The organism is Parashewanella sp. 2304DJ23-3 (genome assembly GCF_056591695.1).
Genome location: NZ_JBWQOH010000005.1, coordinates 57,856 through 71,167, shown reverse-complemented (window position 1 = coordinate 71,167; position 13,312 = coordinate 57,856). Strand labels below are relative to the sequence as shown.

Below are 13,312 nucleotides of genomic sequence, written 5' to 3'. Positions count from 1 at the left end.
CAATTGCAGGGCTTATTTTTTGGGAAAGGAAATCATTCATATGTCGAAAACTTTTGAAATGACGTTTTCACCGCGTTTTAGTGAAACCGATGGCATGGGGCACATCAGTAACACTGTTATTCCAATTTGGTTTGAAGCCGCCAGAGATCCCATCTTTGAGATTTTTGTTCCGAGCATGAAGATGACGGATTGGAACCTAATCCTTGCAGGGTTCAATGTTACTTTTTCAGCGCCTACCTATTATGGTAAGCCCGTTACCATTCTCACTAATATCAGCCGTATTGGCAGTGCCAGCTTTGAGGTTCAGCAACGTTGCATTCAAGATGGCAAGCTCACTGCAGAAGGGAAGACGACGATGGTGCATTTTGATTATGAAGCAGCAAAGAGTGTGGCTTTACCTGAAGCTATCAGAAGCGCTTTATCAGTGTATATTAAATAAAAAATAATCTTATATTAATCTTGTGTTTACAACGCCTAAGCTAATCTTGAGTCATATATTATATTTCTGAATAGTGATTGAATATGGCTAGTGGAATGACTGGAACAATAACGCTTGGGGTTAATGTCGTAAAAGAAACAATAAGACCTGGAGATACCGTTGCAAGTTTCGCTTTTATGCAAGATCCAAAAGGAGAACTTAATCCTCTTGGAAATTTTGCACAGTCAGTTGAAATGTTATGTAAGACACCTGGAAAAGACTTAGCGGTTAAAGTCATTTTTAAGTGTAGTGAAGGAAGTGAAATTGCTGGAGGACATGCAAAATTTCATTTAGAGCGAACACTCAATGATGCTGTTGGTAGCCATGATTATAAATTTACTGGAGCAGAATATAGATTACAAGATCTTCAGCAACATGCTGAGCGAGGAACTTTTAAAAATGCTGCTGAAGATAAAGGTTTTGATACAAAAAATCGAGAGAAGCTAGAGCAACGATTACTTAAGTTTGCTGGAATAATGAATGACTTCATCAATGAACAAAAATTTAATAAAGATGGTCATGAAATCAAGCCTGAACAGCATGCTACGGTATCGACTGAAAACGTAACACCTGATATAGCGGATCCAGATATAAGGCATCTCAAATTTTCCAAAATGGAAGTCGAAGGCAGCCCTCAAATACCTGCAAATATGAGGGCTGGTTTAATGTCAGTAAAGGCTGGTCAATCACTGTCAAATTTTAGGAGCTTGTATTCATTCAGTTCTATTGGTGAGGCAGCAGGTGAGAGCTCAGTTAGTGATAGCCAAGAGCACGCTAATATACTTGAACAGGCTCAAGCTGATAGAGAAAGCCCAGAACTATATCTCTCTGATGAGAAGTTAGACAGTAGTAGCATTGAGAATCTCACAATTTATCAGCAGGCTCAGCAAGTGCGAGAACAATTTGGTACAGGAAGTCCAATAACCTCTCCCGAAGTTAGCATTACTAGCCCAATTTCAGTTTCACCTGCAAGTTCATTATCGTCACTTGAGGGGAGTATTAACCTAACCCGAAACACTGAGCCAATGTTAAGTGCTTTAGACGTATTTGATAACTTCGAATCTTTAGGTTTAGGTGAAAAGCCAATTTTATTTTTAGATATGGATGAAGTGATTTTAACTGAGGATATCTCTGCAAATGCCGACCCTATGTCTGACAAGAAGTACAAATTAGTGCAGATGAAAAACGCTACAGAACTGAAAGAAAAGATTGATAAATTTTATCAGCGTTACCCTGAAGGTAAGATTGTTTTATTGACTAATTCAGGTGATAGAAGCACAGATGTCAAACTAGGACAAGTTAATATCAGTAAAGGTTGGTTTACGATCAAGACCAGAGGGACAAGTGAGCTTTTATTAACGAAAGGGCAGAGGGCAGATAACTTCTTGGAAGCAGAAGCTGCGAATGGAAGACAATATTCTGGTGCATGTTTAGCCGATGATGAGAAAAGGAACTTAGGTGACTTTGAAAAATCAATGGCAGCAAAAGAAAGGAAGTGTAGAACGGTACCGATTGTTGGTGCGATACAAGAGAAACATCATATATTAGCGGCACTAGAGGTTGAAGCAGGGTTTGGAGAGAATATTGAGGAGGCTAAAAGAACTCTATGTGAATCTCCTGAAAGACTGGAAGAGCTTGAAGCCTTTAATCGACTAACTTCACAAATACCGAGCTGAAGCACCGAGCAATTAAATAGAATTTTGCTCGGCATTAACGATAGTTGTTGATGCTCTAGAGTGTAAGCTCACTAAAGCTTGCAATCGTTTTATAATTAGATTCAGCCTGAGCAGATAAACGCTTCATATAAATCACATTCAGGCCCGCATTATCTGCGGCCTTAAGTTCTTCTAATCTATCAGATACAAACAGCACCTGTTTAGGGCTTAAACTGATGGTATTTAGAATATTCAAATATGCTTGCTTATAGGTTTTATTGCCCGTGCGTGTATCAAAATGGCCACTGAATAATGGCGTTAAATCACCACCGTCGCTGTGACTGAATAACAGTTTTTGAGCGTCCACTGAGCCAGAAGAAAAGCTATAAATACGTAACCCAGCTTGTTTGTATTGGCTTACCGCATCAATGAAATCAGGGTAAATATGTCCAGTAAAAGCATTGTCTGCATAGCCTTCTTTCCAGATTAAGCCTTGCAGTGTTTTAAGTGGCGTTGCTTTTCGGTCTTCTGAAATCCAGAGTTTCAATATCTCAACCACTCGATCGAGATCGGCATCAGGCTCAAGTGCCATCTCTTTTACATCTGATATGCAATTCTCGACAAGCACATTGTCTTGGTTGGCCGTTAAAAACTCGGCTAATTTGTCTGAAGAGTATGGAAAGAGTACATCTTCAATAAATGATAAATCGGTGGTTGTGCCTGCGGTATCAACGACGATAGCTCGAATTCCCATAAAACTTCACTCCACAATAAGACAAAAGGTCGAACAATGAAGTGATCCTAAATTGAAACGCAAACTTTGACCAGTAAATTAATGTCAAATAAACAAAAGTTTGTTTTAAATCAGTGTCGGTTACTCAATTGATAAAGCTTGTATTTATATCTTTGTTTTTCATCAGGCTGATGGGTCCAGTTTAGCGCTTGTTTAAGGACCGCTTTAGCATCTTTATTACGATTATTTGCAAGATAGATTTGATATAGCCCTAAGTATGCCGATTGCAAATAAGGTGCAATATCTAACGCTTTTTTGTAGTAACGTGCCGCTCTCTTGGGCTGGTTGTCACGCTGGGCAACGTAAGCTTGTTCGAGCCATGCGTAAGGGTTTGGGTCGTCAAGTTTATCAAGTTTTGCTTGTTGGATATTGATGTCGTTTAAGCGATGTTGTGACTTTAATAATATGAGATAGTTTGAAAGTAAACGTACGTTATTCTTATCGTGGAATAGGCCGTATTGGTATAACGACTCAGCGGTTTGATGATCGCCTTTTTGCTTGTGTAATACGGCCAAGATATTGATAACACCGGAATATTGGTCATCATATTTAAGTGCTTTTATTGAATAATGAAAAGCATCATCCATATGCCCATCAACGATTTTCTGAGCGGCCAGATTAACGTAATATTTTGCAATGAAGGTTTTTTCCTCAAGCAGTTTGCCAGGGTAATTTTTGGCAGATGGAAAGTAATCCACAACAATCATTGGTTTTAAAAAACTGAAAAATCCTTCTTCTTTTTCATAAGTTGGATCAAATAACCGGGTTTGCACGTGGGACGAAACCAATAAATAGCCATTTTGTTTATCAAAGATAGGTTGACTGTTCACCTTTTTATAATCGTAATCAAGTTTAACTAATTTGGCATAGGCAGAAGTGATCATCGCAAGGCTCATACAATTGCCCTGAGCTTTTAATATCGCAGTGGAAGCATCAAGTGTCTCACCATAATAAGTGAAGTCTGTGAACTTAGATTGCATGAAATTGGCTAAGGCTTCATGGGGCTTTACGTCTTGCTCGAGTTGACGGTGATAGTAATCTAAGAATTGCTGTTTTTGCTCGTCAGTGAGCTGGAATAATGACAAAGCAGATGGAATCTCATTCGTTGCAGGTGAAAACAAGGCATGGTTAATATGAAGTGGAGGGCTATTTTTTTTAATTAGCGGTTCGATGTGAGCTCGTTGAGCGCAGCCGCCTAAAAGCAAAGTGAAAATGATCAAAAGATTAAAACAAATTTTCATTATATTACTCATCCTTGTCGTAAATCCTAATTCTGATACTAACCAATATTTATCCACAATAAAATAGAGTAATAAAGTCGGTAAGTTACCAACCCGAGATTTTGCTATCTTTGGAGAAAACTGAATATAAAATAAATGGCCGAGAATTAATTCATCTTATTATTTGAAACACAAGATTAAAACTTGTTTATATAAGCTATTACTTAATTCAGATCTCCTAAATACTACCAATCATTGTTTCCTTCAGTAGGAAATGGTTCTTAAGGTGCTGCAGTAAATTTGTATTGTACGCTTCATTTCTAGCTATCTAACTTCCCACGCATTTTTGTGAATAGGAAATCAAAGGTTAGATCTCACGCTCTTTCTTAAGGGGGATATATGTCGGTTGAACTAACGGATGTGAGTCGCGTAAGCCAAGGTGGCGCCACAGAAATAATAGAGCCAAGAAAAGCAATACTTGCAGAATTAGATAAGCTTGGATCAAGCAGTAAGGATAACTCGGATAGTGAAAATAGCATCGGTTTTTTATTTCTGCAGCATTCTGGCGTAGATTTTTCAGAACCCGTTGATGGAAAAAATGTCTTTTTACAAGCAGCGGGCAAAAAAAGTAAAGAAGCGATTTTATTTCTAGCGTCGCAAGATATAACAAAAGACGTAACGGTAAAAGATAGCCATGAAAGCAGTTTTTTACATTATTTAGCCGCAAACAGTCCAGGACCAGGCGATCCAATTGATAAGAGCTCTCTCTTTCACATTGATAATGCGAAAGAAGTTGATGCTGCTTTAGTCGAATTAATTAATATAGGAGTGCCGTTACTGGATAAAAATAGTCATGATGAGTTACCATTTTTATTTTTATTGAACAGGTGTTGTGATCAGTTTCCTGAAGCAAGAGCATTAGCGCTCAGCAAGGTCGCTGAGCAACTTGAAGAGCAAGGTGTCGATCTGTTTTCACTTCAACATCGAAAAGCACCTGTTCTTGAGCACGTAACCTCTGAACAATACTCTGGTGACTATTCACCAGAAGCTTTTGCCGATCTAACACGTGCTGGGAAGAAGAGCGATTTATTGTCATTGGCCATTGTTAAAGCACTCGATCAACTCCCTACGTTAGCAAACAGAAGAGAGTACCAACAAGCTAGGGTGAAAGCCGATATAAAAGGGATTAGAGCATCAAGTGAACGGAGCAAAACGGCATTCCGAGCTGGACAGGTTGGTGGGCTGTCTTACCACGCTATGGATAAAGACATAAGAAAGTCATCAGTCGTGACAACGCATTTGCCAAACTTGGCAGCACGGGAGCAACCACATTCGAATGAAGCAAAACCGATACAACCAAATGGAATCGAAAGTAATGCAAATGAACGTAAGTGCAGTATCGTAGAGGTACCGGGTGAGCAATGGAGTGACGCCGATAAATTTCGGTCTAAACACTACATTAAACAAAAGGCACATCAACTGGCAGATTCTCTTCAAAGAAGAGGCTACAAATGGTTCCATGTTCCCATTAAAGAAGAACAACAGGGCTTAATTAGGCATCAGCAAGCGATGGGCATGAACCGTCCAGCATATGCTCAGGGAGATGGCGCACAGAAACACGAATTCAATCCTGTGCTTGTAGCTGAACAGCCTACTCCTCGACGACAAAAAGAAAAGGTATTTGAGGAGCTACCACTCGATCAATCAAATAGCCTTAAACCCCAAGTTTCATCAAAGCAGACGCTTTGTAAGAAAGACACAGAAACAGATAGAAACAGAAATGATTTTAAGCGCAGACAAAGTTTAAAACGGGGGTTAGTGACTCAAATGCGTGCCGAGTCGCAATCTATTTCAACCTCTGGAACGACAATGAGTTTTAGAGAGGAGTTAGAGAAGCGAAGGCAGTCTTCACTGGATAATCATATAGTGGCGGCTTTCATTCCTGGATCAAATGTATTCTCAACATCAGCCGCAAGTGACAGTAATTCAGAGTTGCTATCGCCGATACACCAAGGTATGTCCCCATCATATAATTGGGAATCAAGGCGAAGAAGTTCATTATTTAATAGTAGTTATGAATCAGCGACACCATCGTATATCAGTATGCCACTGCTGATGAGAGAAGACAGCACGTTGGATAATGATGAGACCCCCCTCCTTCCAATGATTAAAGAAGATAATGAGGCAATTCCTGAGGTTCAAGTAAACCATATTGCAGAAGCAATAGCACTGACCGCAGCCGTTCCTTTAGGTATTGGCAGTACGAACGAAGAAGCAATGAAAACCTTATTACTTCCAACTTTAGTTGAAGACGAAGTAAAGCAATACGAGGAGCTCGAAGAAGCCGATATAAAGCAATTAAAGGATATTAAAAGCTTTGCTGGAAAGGTCAGTAAGACGGTAGAAAAATGTGTAGCAGGCAATAACAGCCATTCTGGACTTACAGGAGGGACGTTAGACAAGCTAAATGGGGTAAATGATGCTTTTGATCCCATTATGGAAGAAGCGCCTGCCGGGATAAGAACAGTTGTTGGCTTAACTTCACTGTTTCAGCAAGTAAAAGATCTCCACGGTGTGGTTAAAGAAATTGAAGAGTTAGAAAAGGGGTCAGTAAAAGTAGATGATATCGTCAACGCCGGATTGGGACTTGCTGAAGGTGCATTAGGTGCGATTGATACGACAGCGGGTCTGTTTTCAGAGTTGACTAAAAATGAAAGTGCATTAAAAAAAGGATTGGAAGTCGCAGGAAGTGCAGCGGGTGCGATAGCGGATATCACAGGAGCCTTTAGTGAGCTGTATCAGCTCTTCAAAGACATTAAAGATTCCGATCTTACTGATGCCGAAGCTACGAAAGAAACCAGTGGCGCTGATCAGGCAAAAGAGTACTTAAGTGAGGGGTTAAAGTACGGTAAAAGCATCGCTAAAGTTGCAAGACAAGTGGCTAAAGCCGCCAATGCAATAATAGACGTGAGCGGAGGAGAGGCCGTTTCAGGTGTAGTGCCGGGACTTGGTATTGCTGTGCACACACTTGCCATCGCTGAACAATTAATGCATGTTTCAAAAGACATTCAAAACTACTCTAAAATGGCCGAGATTAAGCTTCGTTTGAAAGAGCAATTTATTGGAGATGGAGAGCTAGAGAGCATTATTGATCGTGATACTTTTGAAACGAATGTCGCAGAAGCGAAACGAATTGCTTACGAGTCAGAGAATGATTCTAGTATCAGTCAGGATGCGAAAGATGAAGCGAAAAGATATCTTGCGGTTCGATACCTAAAAAATGTGTGTGAGAAACGACTGCATCGAGCAGGCATAAAAACCTTTATTGAATTTGCGCGTCTTGCAAGTGCGATTTCTGGTGCTACTGGCGTCGGAGCTGAAGCTGCTGTTGGTATAAAAGCCGCTGGAGAAAGCATAAATCTTGCGGCTTATGTGACGAGAAAAGTAAAGCAGGAAACACATGACTTCCTTGAAGATGATAAAAGTAGAACACATAAAGCAGAGGAAAGAGCTTTACACATTAAAACACTTGTGGGTATGTTGGGGATGATCAATGAAGAAAATCCACAAGAAATGATTCGTGCCCAATTAAATGAAATGAAGGTGATGTTTAAGACTGCTGGATTGAAGCTTGAGGAGTTTACTGATCCTAAGTTATCAGTTGAGGACAGAATTAAAAAACTAGATAGCGCATTAAAGAAAAGAAATTATCTTTAGCGAACGTTGCATAACGATAAACAAGCAGGCTAATGAGCCTGCTTTTTTATACTCCAAATTTTATTTGTTTACTTTAAACATATTGAAGAATTAAAGAATCGAAACCTACAAGACATGAATCAGATCGTACATCGTGGTTTTTTGTGATGTTCGTCAAAGTGTTTATTGGTGATTTAATCGCTTTTTTATAAAAAAATAAGGTCTATTTTTCTATTATTTTAGTGAGTTAGATCAAATAAAATAACTAAAATTAGTGAATGCTAATAAGTTTGATGTTGGCAGCGATTTTTTAAAAAGTGTGATCAAACATTTATCTTTTTATATCGAAATAAATATAAATTATGTTAAAAATAAATATTAACTAAACATTAATTTTTAACATATATCATTTTAATTAAAACAAAGTTTATATAATAAAATTAATAGGCTTTAGATAAATCTATTAGGTTTATTTTTATTAATGCTTATTGCTAATGTTTATTTGATGAAAACTTTTGTATTAAATAAGTATATAAATTACTTATTACATTTAAAGTAATAAATCATGCTAATTAACATATCATAAATTGCTAATGAACAAATAGAGGCGTAATAAATACATCAACACAACTTAATGTTTTAGAGGCTATTATGAGTGTTGATATTCTTAGCGCACAAAATCATGAATTAAGCGGTTTTAATTCCGCTCAAAAAAAAGCCGCAGATAATTTGGCGTGGCTTACACTTGCAGTGCACAATGGAGGAGACACATCATTATCTGCACTTGGACTCACGCTCGATGATGCTATTGAGGCGCTGAAGTTAGAGCATGTCTCTGCGGGAGCACAACATACTGATCCCATTTATATCCAAGCATTAAATGCAGGCCATGATCAATTGGCGGCAGAGCTTCTAGAAGCATTAGCAAATATCGATGCTATTGATATCAACTCAACAGATGATAAAAATCAAAATTTATTACATCTTGTGTTAAGAAATCGCAATTTGTCTAATGAAGCTAAATCCAAGCTAATAACCCAGTTACTGAACAATGGTTCAAGCGCATTTTTCAGAAAAGATAATGAAGGTGTTTCGCCATTAATGCTTCTGTTAAATCGGGAGCATGATGCCTTAAGTGATTGTCGTGAGAATGTTTTAGCCACACTCGAAGCGAATACTCCCGAAACATTAAGCCACCTACAGGTGGATGGTATTCATTTTTTAAATTATATGGCTCTTCATGCTGAAGAGTATTCTCCTGATGCGATGGCGTTAGTATGCCGTCACGGTGCGGCATCACATGTTCATCATGTTGACGAAGTTGAGTTTGCTAAGGATTTGGCAAATAAATGTTCTCCAGAAGAATATGTAGAATACCGTCTGGTACTGTATGACGCAGTGTTAGAGCATGAAAAATCCATTTCGGAAGATCAAACTGATGACGTTGAATTTGGTCATTACCAACGAATGAATTCCATGGGACAAATCGAGGAAGCCCAATCTTCGGAGGAGAAAGTGGGGAATCCAAAAATGGCTCGTTCAATGAGTATTGAAGACTACGAACAGGCTATTTTAAAGGCAAATAAAGAGTCTTTTGGACACAAGTTAGTACGAGCATTTAAAGCGATACCAGATAAAATTCATGATAAGGCATTGCAATACAGAGCGAGGCTTGATGCCAGCTATCGCCCAGAAGAAGATACCTTAGGGTTACTTAAATATCGGGCTGTAAATCCAGTAGATAGAATTGTGCCTATCGATGTAGAAAGTCGGCAACACGGATTTGTGCCTATATTGATTGAGCAACAATTTAATGTTGAACGTTCAATGAGTGAAATGGAAGAAGGAGAAATTGACCAAATTTCTCAGGAATGTTCCGCTCCCGCAAATGAAGTCGAAACAAGACGAGAAAAGTTAGAAGAAAAAATTGAACGTTCACATTCAGGAGCGTCCACACATTCAAGTGCGTCTATAAAATCAGAAGAGATCAGTAGTGAAGCGAACCAAAGACGACAAGAAGTTATTGATAATTATAAAAAAGCTAGATCACACAGTAAGCTTTCCAGAAGTACTTCACAGAATAGTGACTTTAGCCAACCACTCAGTGCGACAAGACAACTGGATCGCAGTTCTCTTTCGAGACAAATGAGTCATTCACTGCCTAAAGCCAGTATGACTTTTTCACCTGAAAGCTCATTGAACAGCTTACCGTCAGCAAGTTTAACACCGTTTTCAAGAGAAATGTCATACGAAGATGAGGTGTTTGAATCTCCAGTCAAAAAGGCAAGATCAAGAAGAGTTAGTATTCAACCAAATGTAGCAATGATCCGTGAGTTGGAGCAATCAGAAACCAATGTTGAGGAAATAGAGGCGCATATACCAGCATTGAGTCATCCAAGCAGGAACTTAACATCTTCCGTTAATGATGATTCTGAAGGTGAAATCGTATTAGAACGAGATCCGTTAACGGGTGATTGGAAAAATGGTGCTATCAGTAAAGCGTTAATGAATATGAACCGCACTATGATTGCTCCTGCTTATGGTCATGAAGTGGAGCATGAACAACCAGGAGTGAAGCAACGTAATAACTCAACGGGAGCACATGAAGAGAAAACCATCGCTAATGGGCTGTTTACAGTCGGTGCTTCAGTCGCCATTCCCGTAGCTGGTAGCAGTAAATGTTGCGCTGTAGTGCCTATTGCTTCAAAGCCTGAAGATCCTCAAATTGAAGAGCAAGAAGACCGATACCTCACGCAGATAGAGGCAGCAAAGGCCGAACTTACATCTGTGGTCGCTAATGAAAAAAAAGAAGGGAATCTATCTAAAGCCACAGACATTGGAATACACGTCAGTGGCTTGGCCGGTGCAATTAGAGCTTATCCTACTGTGAGTGAGGGGCCTATAGAAGCGACACTGTTTTTACATGGTCTGAGTGTTGGTGAGCAAGTCATCGAACTTGTAAAAGCCATGAAAGAATTTGACGATGAAACACTCACTAAAAATGCAGAGTCATTATCAAAATTGGCATCTGAAGCACTGGATGTAGCTGAAGCAGGCGTAATCGCTCTATCGGCTTTGGTTGGTGATGAAGATATGGGGGCACTCATTAACACATTACCTAAAGGGATCACTGCAGCAAAGCAATTTAAAACCTCTCTAGTGACCATCAAGAACGAGTTAGTTCGGTTACTTGGTGTATTTAAGGAAATGCAAGACTCTAAAATGTTCGATGAAAATGCACCTGCAGAAGCTAAGTTAGCGGATAATGCACTCGACTTTTTAAAGCACAGTACGCATTTTACTAAAGAGCTGGCATCTGTAGGTCGAAGCTTAGCCAGCGCATCAAGAGAAATACTCACTCTGACAGGTCAAACAGGCACTGCAGCAGGGCAAGCTGTTCCAGGACTCAGCATTTTTGTTTCGGTATTGGATATTGCAGAGCGTGCAGTAAGTTTGACTCAAGCCGTCAGATCCTATGCGCAAATGTCGGAGTATAAAACTACGCTTAAAGAGTCATTCAGAGATGACAGTGAGTTAACAGGCGTCGTTGATGAATACACTAATCAAACTAATAAAGCAGAGTTGAAAAGATTAGCGTATGAATCTGAATATGATGATCAAGTGGATACCTCTACTATTGACGAAGCCAAGCGGTATGACTTAGTTCGCGGCCTTAAAAAGGTCAATGAAAAGCGGATAAAACGTGAAGCATTCAAAATGACCTTAGATGTTGCCAATATTGCAGCAGCCATAGCTGAATTGTCTGGGGCTGGAGCTGGGGCTGGTTTGGGCATCAGTGTCACTACAGCAGGCGTTAACATCGGTGCATTCACCGTGCGTAATGTTAAACAGCAATATCATGATTATAAAGGTGATGAAAAGTCTACAGAAGCAAAACACGCCGCACGGTTACGTCAAATTGAAGTGATGATTGGTTTACTACGTTCAATAGAAATACCCGCTGAAGATGACGAATACGCACAAAAAACAACTTCAGCCCAGCTAGAAGAAGTGAAACAGCTCTTTAAAGCTGCAGGCTTACCACTCAATAAGTTTCTAAAACCGGGATTAAAACCTGATGCGAGGTTACAACAACTTTATGATGCGCTTAAAAAGAGAGAGTAATTCATATGAAAACTACTCTCTGGCTATTATTAGTGATTATGAATGGGCAAAACGTGCCCATTTTTAACCACTTGTAGACAAGGATTAACACCATATCGGTAAGAAAGTTCAGCTGGCGTATCAATATCCCATAAACAAAAATCCGCTTGTTTACCCACTTCTAAGCTGCCAATAGATTCAGACATACCTAATGCACTTGCGGCATGGATTGTTGTCCCTTTTAACGCTTCTTCTGGGGTTAGTTTAAACAAAGTGCATGCCATATTTAACATTAACAGAGTAGAACAAATGGGTGACGAACCAGGATTAAAGTCGCTCGCAACTACCATTGGAACCTTGTATTGTCTGAGTAATTCAATCGGGGGCTGCTGAGTTTCACGTAAAAAATAGAATGCACCGGGCAATATGGTTGCGCAGGTGTCAGATTCACTCAAGGCTTTTATTCCATTTTCATCAAGGTACTCAATGTGATCAACGGATAACGCCCCCATTTTTGCAGCCAGTGCTGAACCGCCTAGATTAGAGAGTTGTTCTGCATGAAGTTTAATATTCAACCCATATGATTTTGCAACAGCTAATACCCGTTGTGTTTGCTCAAGATTAAAGGCAATGTTTTCACAAAAAACATCGACGGCATCAGCTAAGTTTTCTGCTGTGATTTCAGGGAGCATCTCATTAATTACGTAATCGATGTATGCATCTGCACCAGCAGCTTTAAATTCCGTGGGAATTGCGTGAGCGCCAAGAAAAGTTGTACTGACATCAATGTGATGATGTTGCCCAAGCTCTCTAGCAACACGCAGCAGTTTTATTTCAGTTTCCGTGTTAAGTCCATAACCTGATTTAATCTCGACGGTGGTTACGCCTTCTTGAACCAGCGCATTCAATCTCTTTCTTCCGAGTTCAAATAACTCCGCTTCGCTGGCCTCACGGCACGCTTTAACGGTTGACAAAATGCCACCTCCAGCACGAGCGATGTCTTCGTAACTGGCACCATTAAGGCGCATTTCAAATTCTTTGGCGCGATTACCAGCAAAGACTAAATGGGTATGGGCATCAATTAAACCGGGTGTAATCCAACGCTTTTTTCCTTTGTAGACAGGCGTGCTAAAAACATCAAATTCGGGTAAATCTTTATACTCACCAATCCAAGCAATTTTTCCATCTTTGACCGCAATGGCACCTTCTATAATGGCTCCATATGGCACATCAGAGTTAAGTGTCATTGTAGCGATATTAACGTCAATCCAGAGCTGATCCCATTGCACCATTGAGCGAATTCTCCTCAAAAAGATTAAAAAATGTCTTGTCTTTACTTGTATATACAATATATATTTTATTCAAG

General features: G+C 39.6%; 7 protein-coding genes. 4 read left to right on the top strand and 3 right to left on the bottom strand.

The window, feature by feature from the left end:
- Positions 1–40: 40 nt before the first annotated feature.
- Complete coding sequence (locus AC1EU2_RS11655; RefSeq protein WP_480298448.1) at positions 41–439, top strand: acyl-CoA thioesterase; 399 nt, start codon at positions 41–43, stop codon at positions 437–439.
- Positions 440–534: 95 nt separating this feature from the next.
- Positions 535–2,154, top strand: coding sequence for a hypothetical protein (locus AC1EU2_RS11650; RefSeq protein WP_480298447.1), 1,620 nt, complete (start codon positions 535–537; stop codon positions 2,152–2,154).
- A 55-nt stretch (positions 2,155–2,209) separates the two neighbouring features.
- Here AC1EU2_RS11650 and mtnC read toward each other — a convergent pair whose 3' ends face one another.
- Entirely contained in the window at positions 2,210–2,887 is a 678-nt protein-coding gene (mtnC, locus tag AC1EU2_RS11645) for an acireductone synthase (RefSeq protein WP_480298446.1), read from the bottom strand.
- 110 nt (positions 2,888–2,997) lie between these two features.
- Positions 2,998–4,167 carry a tetratricopeptide repeat protein gene (locus tag AC1EU2_RS11640; protein ID WP_480298445.1) on the bottom strand — a complete coding sequence of 390 codons (1,170 nt, stop codon included), beginning with the start codon at positions 4,165–4,167 and terminating at the stop codon, positions 2,998–3,000.
- A 378-nt stretch (positions 4,168–4,545) separates the two neighbouring features.
- Between AC1EU2_RS11640 and AC1EU2_RS11635 the strand changes: the two genes are divergently transcribed.
- Both AC1EU2_RS11635 and AC1EU2_RS11630 read left to right on the top strand, forming a co-directional pair.
- Positions 4,546–7,863: a hypothetical protein gene (locus AC1EU2_RS11635; protein WP_480298444.1), complete on the top strand. Its 3,318-nt coding sequence runs from the start codon at positions 4,546–4,548 to the stop codon at positions 7,861–7,863.
- A 630-nt stretch (positions 7,864–8,493) separates the two neighbouring features.
- Positions 8,494–11,967 (top strand): hypothetical protein, encoded by a 3,474-nt coding sequence (locus AC1EU2_RS11630; RefSeq protein WP_480298443.1) that lies wholly within the window; start codon positions 8,494–8,496, stop codon positions 11,965–11,967.
- A 29-nt stretch (positions 11,968–11,996) separates the two neighbouring features.
- Here the strand turns inward: AC1EU2_RS11630 and hutI are convergent, their stop codons facing one another.
- Entirely contained in the window at positions 11,997–13,235 is a 1,239-nt protein-coding gene (gene hutI, locus AC1EU2_RS11625) for an imidazolonepropionase (protein WP_480298571.1), read from the bottom strand.
- Positions 13,236–13,312 lie beyond the last annotated feature (77 nt).